Below are 21,180 nucleotides of genomic sequence, written 5' to 3' on the forward strand. Positions count from 1 at the left end.
CAAATAAGTATAAACCTAAAAAATGACGTCACACAGCAAAAGAATCGTTTCCCTGCAACTCACCTCCTTCTTCGACGTCCTGATTCACCAACTCCCACGCCTTATCTACCAAAGGCGTGAGATCCTTTATCTTCCTGTATCCCTCTCCCATGGGAGAATAACGATAGGTCTCCAGATACCCCCTAAATCCCATGGTGAAAGCCTTGACCTTTTTCTCGAAATGGTCTTCGTCGGAGACGAACAGCACCCTCTGGATCATGACATCCTTTATTGGCCTCCAGCTTGATCTAACCAAATCCACAGACTTTTGGTCGTATTTCCAGAGGATATAATCGTCGGCGTAGTAACGAGCCACCTCTCCCATCAATCCAGCCTTTATGAAAGCGACCCTTCTATATACCCCCGACAGCCCGTCGCAGGACCAAGGCTCGAAGCGCCAGCAATCCCAAACATCGGAGGCTTCGGCCAAAACTGAGAGATCAACCATCCCATCCACCCCTCTCAAGCTGCACATTTTATACATCATACACACTTTACAGGTGAACTATATCACCATTCCACTGTTTCATCAAAGCGAAAAAAACATACTTTTCTTACGTTACAAGTATACGACTCAAACGCCCTACAGTGAAGCGTAAAAGATGGATACAAACGTCGGAGAAGACTTTTTACGAGGGGTTGATTTATCGGAGCTCGGGTTATATAATGCAACTCGTCAAGTTATTGGGCGGCTAGCTCAGCGGAAGAGCACTTCCCTCACACGGAAGGGGTCACTGGTTCGAACCCAGTGTCGCCCACCAACAATAGCAAGGGCTCCAGCGATTTCGCCGGAGCCCTTTTTAAATTAATCACTACCATCCACCGTTAGGACGCCACGAGGCTATCAAATGCTGAGAGAAATCCAATATGTACGACTCAGCGAGTCCGTATACCATAACTACCCCATCTAAATCAGAGGTCTGTCTTATATCGCTACCGTTTCTGAGCCCAAGTTTCCCATTCCACTCTTTCCATCCCATAGAACCGTACCATTCGGGAATAAAGGTGGACAGACCCATAATATCCATTCCCATAGACTTACAGACGAGGCAAGATTCGGCCATAACGGCACGACCATATCCCAGTCCCTGCTTAGTCGGACGGGTCGCAACGGCATCTATATATCCCGCCCTCATAGGACCATGCTCTCCAATCCAGAACGTCCTCTCCGTAACCACACAATGTGATGAAAGATCCCCCGAGTCGTCGTTCAACATCACGTGAACTCCGGAAGGTCCCACAAAGTCGAATAACTCGTCAAAAGGGCTTCCAAAGGCGAGGGAGCACAGCTCTAAAATGCCTCCACGAGTTTCGGAGGATAATTCGTCGGTCCTAAAAGTCGATATCTTCATAGATAACACTCCTCCAAAAAACATAACACGGTACCATCAGCTCAAAAGCTTCAACACGTTCTCGTGGATCTGGTTCGAGTGGGCCAGAACCGACATGCCCGACTGGACCAGTATGTTGAGTTTCGTGAACTCCATCATCTCCTTGGCCAGATCGGCATCCACGATCCTGGATTTAGAGGCGGTCAGATTCAAAGACGCCGTGTCCAGGTTGGTTATGGTGTGCTCCAGACGGTTTATTTGAGCTCCTATTATCGCTCTTTGAGATGATACTGCGTCGAGAGCGCTGTCCAACACTGTTATACTCCTTGCGGCCTCTTCCCTGGTCCTCACGTCCAGACCGTCTATTCCAAGGGCTTCTGAGGACATATCTCCCAGGTGAAGATCGACGTCCTCCCCCTCGTCGGCTCCTATCTGAAGGAAGGCAGAATTATCAGCCAGATGAACGTAATGTTCGAATACCGAGTTACGATCGCCCTCGAAGGTTCCCCTTTCATCGTTGTAGACCACCCGGTTCAACCCTATATCGCCTGATATATCCAGTGATATGCCGTTGGCTATCACAGCGGAGATTCTGTCACCAGCCTGAACTTTCGTACCGCTGGAGACGGTCTTCCCGTTGTGAGCGTCCGATACGGTCAATCGAAACTGCGCTTCCTCGGCCTCCTGTATTGTGGCAAAACCCAGAGCCTTCATCAGATCCTCGCTTCCGTAAAAATGAAGCTGTTTATCCTTTCCGGATATCACCGAATGGGCCAAAAGAGTCGAGACCACCGACTCGTTCGCGCTCTCCCCTGGAACCTTGTTGACGAACTGAAGGATCTCGTTTTTATCCCTTTCATCCATCAGGCCGGGACTATAGCCGTAGGGAACCGTGTCGTCTTCGCCTCTCAGCTGTCCATCGTTTTGCATCAGCAGATCCAGCCATATTCGCTCGGAGATATCCTCCGCCAGCTTGCCGACCTCCGCCGTGGAGCCAAGAGACACGGATATCTCTCGATCATCCTGCCGAACGGTAAGGGATTCCATATTACCGTCCAGGATATACCTTCCGTTGGCATCGTAGAACTGAGCGATATCCTCGACACGACTGTAGTAATGGGCCTTACCGGCATCCATACCTTCCTCATATATAACATCGAAGGACAATGCGTCATCGATGACATCGTCTCCGTCGGGGTGATAATCATCGAACATCAGAGACAAGGTGCCATCCATCACCTGATTCTTATGGAAATTACCCCCAGAAGGGTTAGCTATGTTGTTGGCCAGCTGATATATACCCAAATCTACCTTGGAATTATCCAACACTCCCTCGTCGAAGCGGAAGGCGTGGGGCATATTAGTGCCCCTGTTGTCGGAGAACAGGTCTATCTCATCTATATCGGGCTGAAGCGCCGGGTCGGTCTGTTGCTGGTCTTCGCTTAGACCGTCCTCAAAACCACTGGCCGTCAAGGATAGGGTGAACCTGTCCCCATCGGTCCAGTTCTCAAAATCCCCCAGGGTGAACTCATCGAAGAAGAGACCTCCGAAGTCCGAATCCCTGAAAAGCACCACTGGATTGACGACCTCCGCCGGAAGAACGGGCGGCTGAACAGAGGTATCCTTGGAGGTATTGGGGCCACAGTTCATCCCGTATTCGTCCTCCTGGACATACCACTCGTTGCCCTCACGATCTATCACGTGTCCCTGTATTCTGAACTTCACGACCTGATTCTCCGTCTCTATGACGTCGAATATCAGCGAACCGTTGTATTTATTGTATTCCTCCGACCCGGCCTCGTTCAAAGGACCGTAGCTACCGTCGGCTCTCTTGCCGTAAGAGTAATTCGAGTATCCTATGCCTCCGATGAAACTATTAATATCCTTGTCACCGTCGCCCTCCATTTTACCGAAGTAACTGCTGGTGACCAAGGCTCCGGCAGAGGGCTTGGTATTCCCCTGATAGTTTATCTCCGCCCTTACCCGATGAGATCCGACGTCGTCTCCTCCTGGCTCTCCAACGGTGCTCCCGGCGTTGAAACCTCCTGCCTCGGCTTGGAGGATAAGACTACCGTTGTAATATCCCAATCCTGGAATATCGCTGTTTCCGTTGAGAGGATCGATATAGTAGCCCAGGAGGTTCAGGTTCTTTCCGTTTTCGGCACCGTCGGCCAGACGATACTGTGCCAAAGCCCCCCAGTCCCCGGGGCTGTTCTGACGGAAGGGATCCCCGTCGATAGCAACGTTGGCCGCAGACTGAAAGTTGCCCGCGATGGCCGGGCCGGTGTTAACACCGTCCAATTTGGCCGCCGCGGCCACGTTTATGACGAACTTGTCTCCGGCCTTCAGGTTGGCCGTGTCTATCTGAAGATCGGTGAAATGAACGCCGTGCAGAGTTATGTCAGCTCCGGCCGAGAGACTGGCAAACTCCGCCGTTGTCAGCTCATAGGGGGTCGTATCGGCAGTGGCAGGAAGCTCCGTGCCGTTTCGATCGAACCCCTTCGCCCTCACCGATAACACGCCGTTATCGAACTCGAACATCATAGACGCGTTGATGTCGTTCTGTCTGTAGACCTCGGCGTTGGATATCATGCTGACCGGAGTTCCTCCGTTGCCGAAGTAATATGTACTGTCCCCGGCATAATAGGAATGGGAATACCAGGAATTGACGTTAGCGGTGTTGTCCCAATAAGTACCCGCTCCGGCTCTTTCCCCATAGGTAAAAGATGTATTGCTGTCGACCGTTCCGAAATCGACGTTATGGGCCAAGCTGGCGGAACCTCCGATACCGGATGCACTGCGGACCAACTGATTTATGGCTATCGAACTGTTGTCTAAAACCCCGTCGTTGAACGAATATGTTATTCCGTTGGTCACGCCCAAATTATTTCCTGCATCGGTGTAAAGACCATCGTAGAGACTAAGCCCCAGATTATCGCTGACACCGACCACTTCCGCCTTGGTGTAGGTCATCCAGGAATCGTCGATAGACAGGTCCGATCCGTGTACGTCAACGTCGTCGATGGAAAAGTCATCGTAGGAGAATCCCGTTATCCCCATGGCGGCGGTAACGGCAGCGGCGTTCTGTGCAGAGGTAACATCTCCGGCTCCTCCCTCCCAGACGGTTACGGAAGCTGTGCCGTTTACCCTCGCAGCGTTCGACGCCCTGTTCCCGTCCCATGTCACCTGAACTATCATTCTATCGTGAGACTGAAGGGTCTGGGAGTTGACGACAGCTCCTCCGCTGCTCTCGGTCGAGGACCACAGGGGACCGGCCGACTCGAACAGCTTTCTTTCCGCATTGGCGATATCGCCGGTATCGGTCCCGGCCTGGGTCATCGATATTCTACGCCGGTCGGCCCCAGTCGTGACGTTTGTTATGGACAACCGACCATAATGCTCCGGCGTAACTTGCTCCGGTTCGGTCAGCCAGGCGGTGGCGAAACGGGAATCGGCGTCTATGGCGGAATAGGCCTCCTCCACGTTCATACCTGCGACGACGATGGAGGAGGTCCTGTCGTAGTCTAAGACGTTTCCGTCGTCGGAGCCTCCTCTGTCGGCGGACACGGCACCGCCCCATACCTCCGCCAGAGATCCGTCGGAACCGGCAGTTATGTCTATTTTGTACCCTGATACGGCACCGTTGGTAAGACGAATCGTCCTCGTCCCTCCGCCCGCCACAGTGGAGAAAGGGCTCAGTCCGTTGTTGCCGCTGAGCAAGTCACCTCCGAGGGCTGCATTGACACCGGAATTCAGAGCCGATGCCAGATCCAAAGCGTCCCGATCTCCGACGTTTATAACCACGTCATGGTCGACATAGACCTTGTTTCCGGTGTTGAAAAGAAGGTTACCTCGGTTTATATCCGCCGTGGCCGAAACATTGTTACCGTTGCTCAGCTCTCCCAAGGTTACCCCTGTCAACCGAACCCTGTAGACGCTGTCGTTGGAGAAGGTCAAGCCGTTGAGATCTCCAGCAGTCGTAACTCCGGCGGAAAACCCCGCACCGACAAGCCCGGAGATACCGGTCTGTATAGTCGAAGCAACAGTCGCTAGATCGTCCCCGTCGGTACCGACGGTCAGGGTGCGGTTATGCCAGACCTGATTGGAAGAATGGCTCCCTCCTCCGTCGAAGGTATGATCCAGGTTCAACTCCGACGCTATATCTCCACCGGTTGTAAGAACGACGTCGTAGTTGGACTGACCGGTAACCTCTATATGTCCCAGGGCCGCACCACCTCCTACGACGGACGCGGATATGCCCACTATTCCATCCACTACGGATGCCACCGTCGCTAGATCCGCGTTATTGGTCGGCAGGATCGTCAGTCTATTAAACTCCCTGTAGGTTCCGTTGCGGAAAGCTCCGACACCGATGGTTCCGGTCAATCCCATATCCACGGGCCCCACACCGTTCTCGACGACATCGACAGCAACTCCGTTAGTATTGGTAAGCCTTATATTCCTGGAGCTACCAAATCCGTTTAAAGTCGCAGTAACCCCGGAAACGCCGGACTGGGCGTTTATCGCCGTAACTATGTCGTCCATATTCAGCCCACCTATGTTAACCGTAGTTACTGTGGTGCCATCATCGATATCCAGAGTAGCCCCAACAGCGGCCTGATACGTGGTAACGGCGTTTAAGGAGTTTCCTGCTCCGGAAGCCCTGTAGGAGACTGTGGCCTGGACATCGTCGGCTGCCTGATAGTCAAGGTTAGCCGTCATGATAGCGTTCTGATGGGTGACATAGCTCTCGGTTACATTGATATTCCCGGCCATGATATCCCGATTATCCGTTCCGGTAACAGCGTAATGGGTGAAGAGATTCACCTCATTGTTGGCATTGGTATCGATGGAGACGTCTCCGACACCGCCCGATGCGTTTACCGTTCCTCCCCCACTCAGATCGCTCCTATAGACCTGAGAAGAGGAAGCCGTACCTCCGCCGTCGGCCGCCACGGCAATCTCGGCATCGAAATTGGATCCGGCCGCTCGACTGCTCATGTTAACCCCATCCACAACTCCGGCAGCCAAGGCCGCGTCGAAGTCGGCCATCATGGGAACCCTATCGGACAATCTTATATCGTAGGTACCTGGAGAGACTATGTTGGGAGTGGGAGAGACGTCTATGGTCCCTCCGACAGTAGCAGGGTTGGAATCGACGTTGCCCACGTAATAATGGATACCTCCGAAAGGAGTCTCCCGAGACTCTAACTTCCAGGATCCCTCTACCATGTTGAGGGCAGTCATCCCGACGATACCGGCACCCTCGGTGTTATTGACCACGCTGGCCTGGTGGGTTCCGTGCTTTAGGTACATTATGTTGCTCTTTTGGATGTTCTCCACACCGTTCGAAACGGTGCTGAATGTGAGCTTATAGTTCCCGGCGGCGGACTTGACGTTGTTCATCACGTCCTTGGAGAGTAGGTTGTCGGAGACTACCACGTTTATGTCCGACGTGGAGGTACTCCATAGAGCCGCCATACTGCCGTTGAGAAGTTTTTTTCTGTTGAACTGGGTCTGGTTCGCTATGTCGTTGACCTGCTGCACCAGCTGTTCTATCTCATCCTGAATGTGCCCCCTGTCCCCGGACGTGAGGACGTCGTGGGCCGCCTGGACCGACAGTTCCCTCATCCTCTGGATCATGGAATGGATCTCGTTCAGTCCGCCCTCGGCGGTCTGAAGCATCGATATGCCGTCCTGGGAGTTCATGGCGGCCCGATCGAGCCCTTTTATCTGAGCCCTCATCTTCTCCGAGATGGCCAGTCCCGCTGCATCATCCGAGGACGAATTGATCCTGAGCCCCGAGGAGAGTCGCTTTGTGGTTTTATTGATTCTATCGTTGATCTTTGAAAGAGCATTATGGGAGATCAACGATGCTATGTTGGAATAGATACGCAACTGCCACACCTCCGGCGGACCTACAGATGACAACACCTTACCCTTTGTTTTCGGTAAGACCATTGATCAGCTATAGGCAAGGAGGGTCAGGGGATCAGAGAATTTCTCTGCATCCTGATTCCATCCTCGCCGTCCCCATAATACCCCGACAAGGTAGCCCCTTGGACGAAACCGTTTTTTTCGTAAAGAGCTCTAGCCCCTGAATTGGAGACTCTCACGGTAAGACCGACCCCGCGACATCCCCACTCCTCCCCTACTGCGTAGGCGGAACAGAGAAGCTGCTCTCCTATGCCAAGCCTTCTCCAGTCGGGAGAGACCGCCAGCTGCATTATCCACACAAGCTTTTTCCTTCGCTCGAGGGCGATAAACCCCAGGAGGGCGTCTTTTTTGAAAGCACCCATGTAGACGATCTCTCCCGAACGGTTTCTGAGATCGTCCATCACCGACGATAAAGGCCAGGGATTCCGGTTGGAACGAAGGTCTATGTCGACTATAGCCGGACCGTCCTCCGGCCCGCAAAAATCTATGTCGAAAAGGATCATCGAGGTCCTCCTAACGAAAAAACGGGCGAGGTCCCGAAGGGCCCCGCCCGTTGCGTCTAGCCAAATATCCTAGAGATCCCTGACTATCATCTGATCCCTCTCGGGTCCGACTCCTATGATGGACACAGGGACACCTGTTTCCTCCTCTATGTAGCGAACGTAAGCCCTGGCCGCATCTGGAAGGTCGTCGAAATCCCTGACCGAAGAGATATCCTCGTCCCAGCCCTGGAAAGAACGGTACACCGGCTCGACTCCGTTGAGATAGCGGATGTTCCCGTTGAATTCGGTCCTGTCCTCCCCGTTCGATCGATAGGCCACGCAGACCTTTACCTCTCTGAGCCCGGTCAGTACATCCAGTTTGGTCAAGGTTATATGGGTCATACCGTTGATTCTTACGGCGTAGCGCAGGGCCACCATATCGAGCCAACCGCATTTTCTGGGACGTCCGGTAGTGGCGCCGTACTCTCCGCCCTTATCCCTCAGATACTGGCCGGTATCGCCCTTATCCTCCGAGGGGAACGGTCCCTCTCCTACCCTGGTGAGATAGGCCTTAACCACGCCGTAGACCTTTTCCACGTACTGGGGAGCGACCCCCAGGCCTACGCAGCCTCCGGCAGAGGTGGGACTGGAGCTGGTAACCATGGGGTAGGTTCCATGATCCACGTCCAGAAGAGTACCCTGGGCACCCTCGAGCAGAACGGTCTGTCCATTATTCAGGGCCTCGTTTATGACCAAAGAGGCGTCGTCCACGTAAGGCTCAAGAGATTTACCCCAGCTCAGGGCCTGACGATATATTTCGTCGAAAGAGAGAGGAGCCTCGTCGTATATTTTGGTGAAAAGAAGGTTTTTCTCGTCCAGATTGGACTCCAGCTTCTCCCTCAGAGCCTCAGGGTCCAGCAGATCCTCGACCCTTATACCGCAACGGTTGTATTTGTCCACATAGCAGGGACCTATCCCCCTGCCGGTCGTGCCTATCTTGCTACCCTGGTCCCTACTTGCCTCCTGAGCCTGATCGAGCTTCTTATGGTAGGGCATCACCACGTGGGCGGAACCGCTTATCACCAGACGGGAACGGTCCTCTCCCTTCCCCTGAAGCTCGGAGAGCTCGTTTAAAAGCTGCTCGGGGTCCAACACCACACCGTTTCCTATGACACAGGTCTTTCCCGAATACAGCATTCCCGAGGGAAGCAGGTGAAAGACGTGTTTCTTGCCCTCCACGATCACCGTGTGTCCGGCGTTGGCGCCTCCCTGATACCGGGCGAACACGTCCACCCGGTCTCCCAAAGAGTCGACGACTCGTCCCTTTCCCTCGTCGCCCCACTGGGCACCTATGATGGCTTCTACTTTTCCCTTCAAGGCAATTGCCTCCTAACTGGAGTGATAACTCCTGGTCCGACTCTTCGTCGGACAACCGAGCTATAATAACCTCTCCTATCGATCGGCGCAACCTTAACCTTCTGCTACCGCGACTTAACTAACCGACGACATCTTCCGAAATAGACAGGATAGGAGCTCCTCCGATAAGCTCCTCCAAGGTCTCTACTCCCTTTTTGAGCTGATCGTCCTTGTCGTGCTCTCTGGACCACTCTCCGTCGACCTCTATGTCGGGAGATATGCCGATATGGTCGATTATCGTGCCGTTAGGGGTATGATATCGGGCGATGGTCACGTATATGGCTGAACCGTCTATCAGGTTGAACAGAGTCTGAACCGAGCCCTTGCCGAAGGTCTTCTTGCCGACCAAGACGGCCCTGCCCCTGTCCCTGACGGCTCCGGCCACTATCTCCGACGCGCTGGCACTTCCCTCGTTGACCAAAACCACCAGAGGAAGATCGGTCAAAACCCCGTCCGTAGCGTAAAGCTCTTCGTTGGCTCGCTCGACCCTTCCCTTGGTTCCGACCACCAGTCCACCGTTCAGGAACATATCGGAGATCTCAACCGCGGCGTTCAAAAGGCCGCCACCGTTATTTCGAAGATCCAGAATCAGACCTCTGGCTCCTTCGTTCTTCAGATCTATCACGGCCTTACCCAGATCGGAGGGGCTCGTGTCCTTGAACTGAGACAGGCGAACATAGCCGATGTCGTCGCTGAGCATCTCGAAACGGACGGACTCGAGCTTTATCTCCTCTCGGACCATCTCCTTCTTCAGAAGATCCGACTCTCCCTCTCTACGTATCCATACCGTGACGGGTGTACCTGGCTCGCCTCTAAGGGAATCCACCACCTCGTGGAGATCCCAGCCTATGACCATCTCATCCCCTATCTTCACTATCTGGTCCTGAGGCTTCAGACCGGCTCTGTCCGCCGGAGTGTCCTCTATAGGACTTATCACCAGGATGGCTCCGTCCCTCTGGCCTATGTATATGCCAAGGCCCCCGTACTTGCCTCGAAGGTCCGTCTGCTCCTGTTCCAGCTGTTCGGGATCGACGAACCTCGTGTAGGGATCACCCCAGGCGGACACCATTCCGTCCATGGCTCCGTAAAGCAGATCCTTCTCCGTGACATCGTCGCTGGCCGCATCCACCTGATAGGCCTCTATGATGGCTCTGGCCTGCTTCATAAGCCAAAGGGAATCGAGGTCGAAAGGCGCCACCCTGTCGAGGTCTCCGTCCCGAGCCTGAGCGGCGACTATGCCCGAAACCAAGGCGGCTCCTATCAGAATCCCCAACAATATCTTTCTAGAGTTTTTCCACATAATCATGTCCTCCGTTCAAGCTACAGATACTTCAAGGGATCCCTGGCATCTCCGTTGACCCTTACCTCGAAATGAAGGTGAGGACCGGTAGCCACCCCGGTATCGCCGACATTCCCTATGGGTTGACCGTCCGAGACCCTCTGCCCTTCGGAGACGAGAATCCGGCTGAGATGGGCGTAGACGGTGGAAAAATTTCCTCCGTTGTCCAATATGACGATCTGTCCGTATCCCCTCAGCCATCCTGCGTACAGGACATCTCCTTTTCCCGCGGCTCTGACCGTCGTTCCCTTGGGAGCGGCTATATCTATTCCGGTATGGACCGTCTTGGTCTTGAATACCGGATGGACCCTGGTTCCGAAACGGCTGGTGAGCTTTCCCTTAACGGGCCAGCGAAACTTGCCCTTATGGGGAGGCAAAGGGGTCTGTCCATCGTCTCCGTCCTTATTGGATCGGGCAAGCTCCTGTTTCGCTCTTATGTAGGACTTGATCTTTGCCCTGATCTCCCTCTGGTCCTCCTCCGCCTCCTTGACGCTCTGTTGATAGGCGGAACGGTTCTCCCTAAGCTTCTTCAAGAGCCCGTTTCTCTCGGCGATCGCCGATTCTAAACGTCTTTTCTGGACCGCCAGATCCTTCTTCTTGGCCTGAAGGTCCCTCTCCCTGGAGGACAACCCCTCCACTAACTCCTGGATCCTCAGGGTCTCCCTCTCCACCTCGCCGATCAGATCCTCGTCCTGAGCCGCCAGCTTTCTAAGCAGATGACCGGTGTTCATAGCGTCGGCCACGTTCTGGGAGGACAACAGAAGATTCAACTCCGCCGTTCCCCCGAATTTATATATGGTGACCAACCTCTCGGCGAGAAACCCCTTGATCCTCTCTATTTCCTTTTCCAGTCGAGAGATCTCCTTCTCCATCTCGGATATCTCCCTCAGGATTTTTTTCCTCTTCAGTTCCAAGAGGGATATGCTCTGTTCCGCCACCTGCCTCTTCTGATCGAAACGAGCTAGCTCCTGAAGATAGGCGGCCTCCCTCTTCTTGGACGCGTTTATGAGTTCCTGCTGGTGTTTTACCTGACGCTCCAGTATCGCCATCTGGTGCTCCTCTTCCCTTATCCGACGATCGAGCTCCTCCGCCGTCATGGCGGCCCAAGACGACGTGGACATGGCGGACAGGACCAGAAGAACCAGAGAAAAGATGCCCAATATTTTTTTCATGATCGACCCTCTGCCTACATAGGCCTCATGGCCTGACGGATGAAACGGCTCACCGCCATCCAGCTGCAAAGCCATCCCACCACCACACCGGTACCCAGTAAAATTCCGTAGAGCCGGTACAGCACGTCCCAGTCTGTTACGAATTGCAGGAGAGGAAGAGCGGAGGACACAGAGGCTATTATATCTCCGTAAAAGAGATGTATGATCCCTATGGCCACAAGCGATCCTCCCAGTCCGAGGAAAACCCCCTGGAGCACGAAGGGCATGGCCACGTAGAGCCTGGTAGCCCCGACCAGCAGCATAACCGATATCTCCTGTTTTCTGGAATAGACCGCTATACGAATGGTGTTGAACAGCACCAAAGCGCTCACGACAACGGCTATGATAAGCACCACCACCGCGACCCTTCCCGACAGCTCGGATACCCTGGCAAGCCGTTCCGCCAGAGCGCCGGCATACACCACGTCGTCAACCGAGGGCTGAGACAGTAGTTCCCGAACGATGGAGGGAACATCCTGGGCCTTCTTGGCCCCTATATCTACAGTCCAAGGCAGGGGGTTCTTGCCGAGCAGGGTGACGGCTTTAGCCTGATTCCCGAGCTTGGCCTTCAGCTTCGAAAGGGCATCGTCCGGCGAAATAATCTTGACGGAAGACACCCAGGGAAGCCCCCTCATGGCGTCAGCTACCGCCCGGCACTCCTCCACCGAATCGACGAAGGCCTGAATGGTCAGGTCTCCCTCTATCGACGAGGTTACCTGTTTTATGTTCAACGAGAAGAGGGCGGTCGCCCCGACCAGGAAGAAAACGGCGGAGGCTGTCAGGAGGGTTAGAAAGCTGACCCCCCAATGGGAGCCCATTGTCCTAAAAGTATCCCTGAGAGCGTATCTAAAGGTCGCCATCGTTTCGATATTTACCCCCTCTCTCGTCTCTGACGAGACGGCCTTCGTGAAGCTCCACGACCCTCTGTCGATAGGAGTCCACCAACGAACCGTCATGGGTAGCGACTATCACAGTGGTACCAGCGGCATGGATGGAAAGCAGCAGCTTCATGACGTATTCGGCCGTGTGGGCGTCCAGGTTGCCGGTGGGCTCGTCTGCCAGAAAAAGGGCAGGAGAGCCGACTATCGCCCTGGCTATAGCGACCCTCTGCTGCTCCCCGCCGGAAAGCTGGGGAGGCCTGAGATTACGTCTATGCCACATACCCACCCGGTCCACCGCTTCATCCGCCCGGTTTTTTACCACCCTGGGGGGTAATCCCATGGCCTCGAGGGTAAAAGCGACGTTTTCCCTGGCGGTAAGATGAGGAAGGAGCTTGAAATCCTGAAAAACGACTCCAATGTCCCTCCTGTAACGGGGCAATCGGCCTCGCCTCAGCCTCCTTACGTTCACGCCGCCAACGGAGATCTGCCCTCTGCTGGGACGGACCTCCCTGGTTATCATCCTCAACAGGGTGCTCTTGCCCGAGCCGGTCTCCCCTATGAGATACACGAAATCCCCTTTTGGGATCGAGAGATAGAGGTCGCTTATGGCCATTATGTCCGGTTTAAACACCTTGGTAACCCCGGCCATCCTTACGTCCATACTATCGCCTCCTCATAGTCCACGCCTCCACGGCAGCCCCCACTATCTGCTGATACGTAAGGCCGTAATACTCCAGAAGTTCCTTGGGAGAGCCGCTCTGTCCCGGTCTATCGTCTACTGACACGAAACGGATCGAGACGGGATAAAGGCGACACAGCATCGAGGCGACGGCCTCGCCCAATCCCCCTCTGGAGGAATGCTCCTCCGCCACCACGCAACATCCCGTACGATGGACCGACCCCAGTATGGACCTCTCCGGCAGAGGAGCCACCGAATGACAATCTATAACCTCCGCCGATATATCCTGCTGTTTTAGGATGGCGGCGGCCTTGAGAGATTCGTGGACCATGATACCACAGGCACATATGGTCACGCCTGTTCCCTCGACCAGGGGAATCGATACGTTTATGGCGTCCTTTACCGTCGAATCGTCGTATAGATCCTCCGTCGGCTCTCCGGTCAACCTCACATAGGCCGGCCCGGACATAACGGCTATTCTTCGCAATATAGCCTCCGCCGAGACACAGTCCGACGGGACCTCCACCGAGACCCCCGGTAAAGACCTGGTGAGGGCCAGGTCCTCCAGCATCTGAGCGACGGCGCCGTCCTCTCCGGCAGACACCCCACCGTGGGAGACTATCATCTTTACGTTGAGCCCCGGAATGGCGATGGCGGTACGCAAAGCGTCGTACCCTCGTCCAAGCAACCTTGCGGCGGTGGAGAACAACCACACGTGCTTTCCCGCCGAGGCCATCCCGGCAGCGGTAGCCACAGCGTCCAGCTCGGCCATCCCCAGATTGATGTACCTGTCGGGGAAGAACTCGGAAAAACGGATAAGCCAGTTGGAGGCCACGTCGGCATCCAGTATTACGAGATCTGAATCGTCGGATCCCAGAGAGACGAAAACATCGTCCAGAAGATCCACCATAATCCTATCGGTCATCTCTATCTCCGTTTCCAAGCTCCTCCAGAGCCCTTTCCGTCTCCATCCTCGAGAGGCCCGAATCCTTCTTACGTCCCTCTTCGAAAAAGGATACTCCCTTGCCGCGCATGGTCTTCGCTATGATCACCGAGGGATGACCGTTTTTATCTCTGATCGATGAAAAAGCGGCGTCCAAACTGGAAAAATCATGGCCGTCCGTCGACGCCACGTTCCATCCGAAAGAGCGGAATTTATCCTCCAGAGGCTCCAACCTCTTTATCGAGTCGACCGCCCCCCCCATCTGATCGCCGTTTTTATCGACCACCAATGTGACAGAGTCCAGAGCCATATGAGAGGACGTCATAGCCGACTCCCACAGAGAGCCCTCCTGAAGTTCGCCGTCGCCGACCACACAGAAGACCCTGCCTTTCAAGCCATCCATCCTCATGGACAAAGCCACTCCGTTTGCTATACCCAGAGCCAGGCCGGGAGCTCCGGACGACACGTCCACCCCGGGAGTTCTGGACCCGTCGGGACGTCCCTGAAGCAACGCTCCGAGCCTCCTGAAGTTCCAAAGGGCCTCTCTCTCGAAGAAGCCCCTATGGGCCAACACGGCGTACAACCCGGGACAACCGTGTCCCTTGCCCATGATCAGGCGGTCTCTGTCTCGGGCCTTGGGGTTTTTCGGATCCACGTCGAGCTCTCTTTCGTAAAGATACACCAATATATCCAACACAGACAGAGCGGAGGCGACGTAGCCCGATCTGGCGTTACCCACCATTCTGACGACGTCTTTTCTTATGGACATAGCAAGAGCTTCGAGACTCGAACTCATCTTCTATACACCTCCCGCCAGGAATCCCTGAAAGTCTCCGACACGCCTTTTCGACAACGGTCTATCCAGCCTCGATTAGGGGCCTCGGGATCGGGAAAAGGGCCGATACCGTCCCAAAGAGGGTAGCCGACGGAGCGTCCGAAGTCCACCACCTTGGGATCGTAGGGAACCGCCGTTCCGGGAAGTCCGGCCAGAGACGATAACAGACAGAAATGCAACCTCATGCCGATTGAAGCTAAACCGGCACCCCATACGGAGTCGTCCGCCCCCTTTGGCTCCACCACGTCGGAGACCGGCAAAAGCCCGTCTTTATCGAAACGTTCCAGAAGATCTCGATCCTGTCCGCACATGGCAACTCCCACGACGGGAAGCCCCTTGCGTTCGGCATAATCGGCTATAGCTCCGGCGGCCCGAAACTCTAGATCGCCATCCCAGGGCCTCAGGTTCACCAACAGAGAGCCACCCCGTCCTCGAGGTACGTTCAACGACATCACCGGATCGGGACATTTTCTCGCCGATATGCCCATTCGACCGGCCTCTGCCATGGAGTGATCGTCCCTCAAGGCAACCACGGAACAGCTCCTCAAGGCCAACGAGCTTATCCTTCGGCCAAAGCAAGACCGAAATGGCCCCAGGGAATTGCCGAACAGCCAGGGGACGCAACCTGCTGCCCTGGAAATAGCGACCACCCCTCCGTAATAGAGGACTGAACGGACGCTGGTGACATCCTGAAACAACCCTCCACCGCCGAACAGACAGTTACTAGATGAGCGACAAGCCCTCCATACCTCGAGAAAAGACCACCTGTCGAAAGCCGCAACCCCGTGGAGCAAGGAGGTGCCCTTCGTGTCGCCGGACAGCACCGCTACACGGTCCCTGTCGACTCCCACCGAGTCGAGCTCCTTCAAAACGGCGGCCAGCAAAAGCTCGTCTCCCAGGTTTCCCATCCCGTAGTAACCGCATATCAGGGAGACGAACCGCCTTTTCACGCCTCGGCCCCTCTTCCATATTTCATGATAAATGGAAGAAAACAGAACCTAAGGACAACTATCGCCAAGAGCCCCAGCAAAATGCCAGTCCACCAACCGTTGAACACCCGGAGGAAAGTGATGTAAAGAGCGGTATGGAAATGACAGAAGGTGTTCACCAAAGAGGAAAAGGCCACGGTGGCTCCCAACCTCAGAACCTCCCTGTATCTGGGGATCCAATCGTTCCTTCGGACGTAAAACCACAACATCAGACAGGGATAGCCCAGAAAGGCCTCCTTGGTCCTGGGTCGCGCCACCAACAGATCCTCCAAAGCATCCCTAATGGCTATCTCCCATCCCGGGACGGAGCTTACGTTACCGCTTCTGAAGACCATCAGCCCCGCCGCAGCGACGAGAAAACCGGCTATAAAAATCTCCCCCCATATGGGAGGACGTCCCATAAGCTCTCCGAGATTCTCAGGATGGACCTTTCTGTGAAGATCGTGAAATAGGACCACCAGAATGGGAAGGAAAAGGGTCAGTTTGACCCCGGAGAAAGGTATCAGCCTCATCATATAGAGGGGAGCACTGTGAAAAGAGCCCACCGCCATCCCGCCCAATATAGCCACCAGAGGACCGGCGATCAAGGCACGCCCCGGCTTTTTCCACCCCTCCAAAGCCATGAGAACCGCCTCGGACGCGACGAAGGCTGTGGCGAAACCGCCGATCAGCTTGGCCGCCGAAGACACCCTCAGAGATATCAAAGCGAGGAGGACCGACAGCAAAGTAAAAAACAGGATCGCTTTTATGGAGACATCGTCCTCTACTTCCTTAAACCTTCGAGCCAAACCCCATAACGTCAGAAGACATATGAGCACCATGGCCAAAGCTCCGGTAGGAGAGGACCCCCAATCTGGCATGGGAGACGGCCACCTGTCGTCTATCCCTCTACCGGCAAGCCGATTTCTCAGCTCCGATATATCGGAGGAATAGCGTTTAAGAGGGTCCCTGCCCCCTCCGAGAGGATCCACTCTGAAGAGCAAAAGCGAAACCGACCTCTCCGCAGCGGCCCGGACCATTCGATCGACCATGGTCTTTCTGTCGATCCGCCGGGACATAACCTCCTCGTCGGTCACGCTGTGCAGCGACAGAATCCTCGGCCACACGGACCACTGTAACGGCTTATCCCCTATCTGGCGTGAAAATTCCACCTGAGTCACGAAGAGATTTCTCTCCCGAACGAGAGCGGCCAAACCCTTTATATCCGGATAGCCTGCCACGATCTCCCCCGAAGGCGAAAGCCCCACCACGTTGGGGAACCTCTCGCATATCAGCTTTAAAGGATTCACCACGGTTTCGGAAGACTGAGTTCCCACCGGAGCGGGACGATATATCACCGGCAAAGAAAGTTTAGCCGCGATCTCCAGGCCTCTCAGATCCGGCAGTATCCCTCTGGCGACAAGGGTCTGTCTGGAAAAGGGAACCACGAAGACCGACTTGCCATCCACCGTGGAATGACTTCCGTGGGGAAAGCGAAGGGATAAAAAATCCCTCCAAGTTTCGGCATAAGCCCCCTTGGAGTCGAACATCAGGGCCGTTCCCGTAAGGCCTTCTGGCAAAGAGGACAGGGCCTTGACGGGCAGATCCTCTAACGGACCGTACCACAGGGGGAGCTCGCCGTTTTCCAGCTCATCTCCGGTAAACTCCCCTATCATGATCCCTCTGGAGCCGGAATCCACCAGCATCTGAAGGGTCTTCTCTATTGAGTTGCCCGACTCCACCGAAAGAGGGGGAATCTGTGACCAATCCACCAAAATCACCGAAGAACGTCTGTTCTTCTCCACGTTCCAACGGGACAAAAGGCCGGGAAGACTGAGCACGAAAACAAGCACACAGATCAACGCGAAGAAACGGCGCCATGAAAAACGCATTACATCACCTTCCATTGCTCAACCAGGGAAAATCCAAGATCGTCCAACATCTTTGAAACCAGATAGAGGGGCAGCCCCATCACGTTGAAGAAATCGCCTCTTATCTCCTCCACCATAAGGGCACCAACCCCCTGTATCGCATAGGCCCCGGCCTTGTCCGCTCCCTCTCCGGTCGCCTGGTAGGCCTCTATCTCATCTCTGGAGAGAGATCTGAAACGAACGCAGGACCTTTCGAACCGAGAGATCCGTCCCTCAGGGGAAACCAAGGCCACTCCGGTAAGGACTTCGTGTTCCCTTCCGGACAACGACTCGACCATATCTATGCCGTCGGAAACGGACTCTGGCTTCCCCATCACCCTTCCGTCCAATACCACCACGGTATCGGCGGCCAGAACGATCTCTCCTTCATTGCGAGAGGATACGGCATCGGCCTTCTCCAGAGCCAACCTACGGACCATATCCTCCGGCTCCTCGCCCTTGAGGGACACCTCATCCACGGAGGGCACATCCACGACAAAGGGCCAGCCCAACATGGAGAGCAACTCCCTTCTCCTAGGGCTTCCGGAAGCCAGGATAATTCTATCCAAGGCGTCACCTCCCCAAAAAGACGGCGACGAGCCCCAGGATAACGCAATAGACGGAGAATCCTCTCCAACGTCCCAGGGTCACCACCTTACGAAGTAGAGAGAGAGCCCAATAACCGGACAGTCCGGCGACCAAGACCCCAAAGAACCAACCGTTGGGCATAGAGGACGTATTGAAATCCGCCAGCTCCAGTATCGAAGCACCCAAGATAGCAGGGAGGGACAGCAAAAAGGAAAAGCGAAAAGCCTCCTCGGAGGACAGCTTTAGCCCCAGCCCCGCCACTATGGTCGAACCGGATCTGGATATCCCTGGGATAACGGCCAGCCCCTGAGCAAGGCCTATCGTAGCGCCGCCCAACACCGTCACAGAACCGGTTCCTCTGGGAAGCCGAGAAGCCACCCAGAGTAAACCGCCGGTAAAGACGAGAGCCACTCCCACAGCAAAAACGGAGGTGGAAAGTCTCTCCACCAGAGGCTTGAGAGGCAAACCGAGTGCAACGGTCAGAACGGTGCCGGCTATCATAGCCCATCCTACGGTCCATCCCGGCTTTCTTCGGTTTTCTCTCTTGATCAGACCGGAAAACCAATGTCCCCCAAGCTCCATAACGTCCTTCCTGAAATAGACAAGTGTCGCCAACATCGTGGCACAGTGAAGGGCTATATCGAACGCCAGAGCTGGCTCCTTCCAACCGAGAAAGTTCTGGGCCAAAGCGAGATGGCCCGAGCTGCTGACCGGAAGAAACTCGGTGAGTCCCTGGATCAGACCGAGCAACAGCGAATGGATCATCTATCGAGAACCGTGATCAAAGGGATAACCCTGGGGCTGGTGCCAGCATACTTTCGAAGCAGCTCACGGCAACGTCCTCTGATCTTATTCTCCAGCACCTCCACGGTAACCCCTCTCTGGGAGGAGGCTTTTTTGACCGTGTGCCTTATGGCATCGGAAAACTCCTTTCTCATGTGTTCCGCATCGTGGAGGTGCATAAAACCGCAGCTCTCGAACATCGGATCGGACAAAAGCTTGAACCTGCGATCGACTGTCATGGAGACAACCAAAACGCCGTCCTCGGCCAGATCCTTTCTCTCCCTCATTACGCTGCTCTCCAACTCACCGAAGGCAAGACCGTCGACCAGGACTGCACCGGCCTGCACCTTACTCTTGGCCTGGGCCGACTTATCCGTTATAGACAGAACGTCACCGTTATCCATCACAAAAGTGTTCTTGACCGGAACACCCATCTGATTGGCCAGCTGGGCATGGCGGACCAACATCCGATACTCCCCGTGGATCGGCACGAAATACTTGGGCCTCACCATGCTTAGCATCATCTTCAACTCTTCCCTTGAGGCATGCCCCGATACGTGAGTACCCCAACTCTTCTCGTAGATGACCTCACAGCGACACCGGAAAAGTCGGTTTATCATGTTGCTCACCATCTTCTCGTTACCGGGAACGGGGGTAGCGAAAACGGCCACTACATCCTTGGGACCGAGCTTGACCCTGTGATGCTCTCCCTTGCTCATCAACATCAGCCCGGAAAAAGGCTCGCCCTGACTGCCGGTGGTAACGAGAACCAACCTGTTATGAGGAACCTTGTCGATATCCTGCAGAGGAACCATCATATCGTCGGATATCTGAAGGTATCCCAGCCTACGGGCCAGATCGACGTTGTTTATCATGCTCCTTCCGGCAAAAGCGATCTTACGGTTGAACCGGGCCGCCACATCAGCGACCTGCTGTACCCTGTGCAGATTGCTGGAAAAAGACGAGATTATCACCCTTCGGTTCCTCTGTTCTCTGAAAAGCCTCTCCAAAGTGCCGGATATTACGCTCTCCGACTGGGTAAAACCCTCCTTCTCCACGTTTGTGGAGTCGGACATCAGGGCCAATACGCCTTTCTTTCCCAACTCGGCGAAAGCGCTGTAGTCGGTTACCCTTCCGTCCACGGGAGTCGGATCCAGCTTGAAGTCTCCCGTGTGGATAACCGTCCCTATAGGGGTCTCTACAGCCAAAGCGACCCCATCGGGGATGGAATGACACACCGGGATAAACGAAACGGAGAAACATCCAAGTTTTACCTTATCTCCCGCCTTTATCTCCTTGAACTTGGGCTTGTAATCCGGCCTGGCCTCTCCCAGTCGGTGAGACGCCATGCCCAAAGTCAACTTGGTGCCGTAGACCGGAACGTCCAGACCGGGAAGCACGAAAGGTAGAGCTCCAACGTGATCCTCGTGTCCATGGGTAAGGAGAATGCCCTTAACCCTATCCTTATTAGCCTCCAGATATGTTGTATCGGGGATGACGAAATCTATCCCCAGCATCTCCTCCTCCGGGAACATGAGACCACAGTCTATAACGATCATATCCTCCCCAAACTCCAGGAGGTACATATTCTTCCCGATCTCACCTATTCCGCCTAGAGGTATAAACCTCAGTGTACCGTCCTTCGGTCTCGTCCCTTTTCCCGGCCTCTTTCTCCTTCTAGGACGTCCCTTTCCTCGGCTTGCGCCGTTCTTGCCGCCGTCTTCGCGGCCCGCCTGCCCCTTTTCGGGCTGATTATCGTTCTGTGCTTTATCCTGTGTAGTCACGTCGAATCACGACCTCCATATTCAATAAAATAAACCATGGTCGGACAATCCGAC

16 protein-coding genes and 1 tRNA gene are annotated in these 21,180 nt (G+C 54.8%); 1 reads left to right on the forward strand and 16 read right to left on the reverse strand.

The features are described from left to right. Positions 1–28: 28 nt before the first annotated feature. Positions 29–526: a hypothetical protein gene (locus L2W48_RS05975; protein WP_236116511.1), complete on the reverse strand. Its 498-nt coding sequence runs from the start codon at positions 524–526 to the stop codon at positions 29–31. A gap of 199 nt (positions 527–725) precedes the next feature. Here L2W48_RS05975 and L2W48_RS05980 point away from each other — a divergent pair. Further along, a tRNA-Val gene (locus L2W48_RS05980) sits at positions 726–800 on the forward strand. 51 nt (positions 801–851) lie between these two features. On the opposite strand, the gene L2W48_RS05985 is transcribed toward L2W48_RS05980, so the two are convergent. The 15 genes from L2W48_RS05985 to L2W48_RS06055 form a co-directional block, all read right to left on the reverse strand. Continuing rightward, a complete protein-coding gene (locus tag L2W48_RS05985; RefSeq protein ID WP_236098274.1) occupies positions 852–1,391 on the reverse strand; it encodes a GNAT family N-acetyltransferase in 540 nt (179 codons plus the stop codon). Between the two features lie 36 nt (positions 1,392–1,427). Then, a complete protein-coding gene (locus L2W48_RS05990; RefSeq protein WP_236098271.1) occupies positions 1,428–7,277 on the reverse strand; it encodes a flagellin N-terminal helical domain-containing protein in 5,850 nt (1,949 codons plus the stop codon). 77 nt (positions 7,278–7,354) lie between these two features. Further along, complete coding sequence (locus L2W48_RS05995; protein WP_236098259.1) at positions 7,355–7,810, reverse strand: GNAT family N-acetyltransferase; 456 nt, start codon at positions 7,808–7,810, stop codon at positions 7,355–7,357. 69 nt (positions 7,811–7,879) lie between these two features. Then, a complete protein-coding gene (locus L2W48_RS06000; RefSeq protein WP_236098253.1) occupies positions 7,880–9,166 on the reverse strand; it encodes an adenylosuccinate synthase in 1,287 nt (428 codons plus the stop codon). 118 nt (positions 9,167–9,284) lie between these two features. Then, the gene (locus tag L2W48_RS06005) at positions 9,285–10,505 is read right to left on the reverse strand and encodes a S41 family peptidase (protein WP_236098251.1); all 1,221 of its coding nucleotides are present in this window, start codon (positions 10,503–10,505) and stop codon (positions 9,285–9,287) included. A 20-nt stretch (positions 10,506–10,525) separates the two neighbouring features. Beyond that, on the reverse strand, positions 10,526–11,716 hold the full coding sequence (locus L2W48_RS06010) for a murein hydrolase activator EnvC family protein (protein ID WP_236098244.1): 1,191 nt from the start codon (positions 11,714–11,716) through the stop codon (positions 10,526–10,528). A 14-nt stretch (positions 11,717–11,730) separates the two neighbouring features. Further along, positions 11,731–12,615 carry a cell division protein FtsX gene (locus L2W48_RS06015; protein ID WP_236098240.1) on the reverse strand — a complete coding sequence of 295 codons (885 nt, stop codon included), beginning with the start codon at positions 12,613–12,615 and terminating at the stop codon, positions 11,731–11,733. Beyond that, positions 12,602–13,297 carry a cell division ATP-binding protein FtsE gene (locus L2W48_RS06020; protein WP_236098239.1) on the reverse strand — a complete coding sequence of 232 codons (696 nt, stop codon included), beginning with the start codon at positions 13,295–13,297 and terminating at the stop codon, positions 12,602–12,604. Before L2W48_RS06020 ends, L2W48_RS06015 begins: the two co-directional genes overlap by 14 nt. Position 13,298: 1 nt before the next feature. Beyond that, positions 13,299–14,258, reverse strand: coding sequence for a transketolase family protein (locus L2W48_RS06025; protein ID WP_236116513.1), 960 nt, complete (start codon positions 14,256–14,258; stop codon positions 13,299–13,301). Beyond that, complete coding sequence (locus L2W48_RS06030; protein ID WP_236098235.1) at positions 14,230–15,054, reverse strand: transketolase; 825 nt, start codon at positions 15,052–15,054, stop codon at positions 14,230–14,232. Before L2W48_RS06030 ends, L2W48_RS06025 begins: the two co-directional genes overlap by 29 nt. Then, on the reverse strand, positions 15,051–16,043 hold the full coding sequence (locus L2W48_RS06035) for a polysaccharide pyruvyl transferase family protein (RefSeq protein WP_236098233.1): 993 nt from the start codon (positions 16,041–16,043) through the stop codon (positions 15,051–15,053). Before L2W48_RS06035 ends, L2W48_RS06030 begins: the two co-directional genes overlap by 4 nt. After that, a complete protein-coding gene (locus L2W48_RS06040; RefSeq protein ID WP_236116514.1) occupies positions 16,040–17,968 on the reverse strand; it encodes a DUF5693 family protein in 1,929 nt (642 codons plus the stop codon). The genes L2W48_RS06035 and L2W48_RS06040 overlap by 4 nt, the downstream gene beginning before the upstream one ends. Further along, a complete protein-coding gene (locus L2W48_RS06045; protein ID WP_236098228.1) occupies positions 17,953–18,540 on the reverse strand; it encodes a Maf family protein in 588 nt (195 codons plus the stop codon). The genes L2W48_RS06040 and L2W48_RS06045 overlap by 16 nt, the downstream gene beginning before the upstream one ends. A gap of 4 nt (positions 18,541–18,544) precedes the next feature. Continuing rightward, a complete protein-coding gene (locus L2W48_RS06050; protein ID WP_236098222.1) occupies positions 18,545–19,324 on the reverse strand; it encodes an undecaprenyl-diphosphate phosphatase in 780 nt (259 codons plus the stop codon). After that, positions 19,321–21,126, reverse strand: coding sequence for a ribonuclease J (locus tag L2W48_RS06055; protein WP_236098220.1), 1,806 nt, complete (start codon positions 21,124–21,126; stop codon positions 19,321–19,323). The genes L2W48_RS06050 and L2W48_RS06055 overlap by 4 nt, the downstream gene beginning before the upstream one ends. Positions 21,127–21,180: the final 54 nt, after the last annotated feature.

The organism is Dethiosulfovibrio russensis (genome assembly GCF_021568855.1).
Lineage (GTDB): Bacteria > Synergistota > Synergistia > Synergistales > Dethiosulfovibrionaceae > Dethiosulfovibrio > Dethiosulfovibrio russensis.

Bases quoted from the DNA above. Each gene is read 5' to 3' on its own strand.
- L2W48_RS05975 (WP_236116511.1), bottom strand. From the start codon at position 526: ATGATGTATAAAATGTGCAGCTTGAGAGGGGTGGATGGGATGGTTGAT.
- L2W48_RS05985 (WP_236098274.1), bottom strand. From the start codon at position 1,391: ATGAAGATATCGACTTTTAGGACCGACGAATTATCCTCCGAAACTCGT.
- L2W48_RS05995 (WP_236098259.1), bottom strand. From the start codon at position 7,810: ATGATCCTTTTCGACATAGATTTTTGCGGGCCGGAGGACGGTCCGGCT.
- L2W48_RS06005 (WP_236098251.1), bottom strand. From the start codon at position 10,505: ATGTGGAAAAACTCTAGAAAGATATTGTTGGGGATTCTGATAGGAGCC.
- L2W48_RS06010 (WP_236098244.1), bottom strand. From the start codon at position 11,716: ATGAAAAAAATATTGGGCATCTTTTCTCTGGTTCTTCTGGTCCTGTCC.
- L2W48_RS06015 (WP_236098240.1), bottom strand. From the start codon at position 12,615: ATGGCGACCTTTAGATACGCTCTCAGGGATACTTTTAGGACAATGGGC.
- L2W48_RS06020 (WP_236098239.1), bottom strand. From the start codon at position 13,297: ATGGACGTAAGGATGGCCGGGGTTACCAAGGTGTTTAAACCGGACATA.
- L2W48_RS06030 (WP_236098235.1), bottom strand. From the start codon at position 15,054: ATGAGTTCGAGTCTCGAAGCTCTTGCTATGTCCATAAGAAAAGACGTC.
- L2W48_RS06040 (WP_236116514.1), bottom strand. From the start codon at position 17,968: ATGGAAGGTGATGTAATGCGTTTTTCATGGCGCCGTTTCTTCGCGTTG.
- L2W48_RS06050 (WP_236098222.1), bottom strand. From the start codon at position 19,324: ATGATCCATTCGCTGTTGCTCGGTCTGATCCAGGGACTCACCGAGTTT.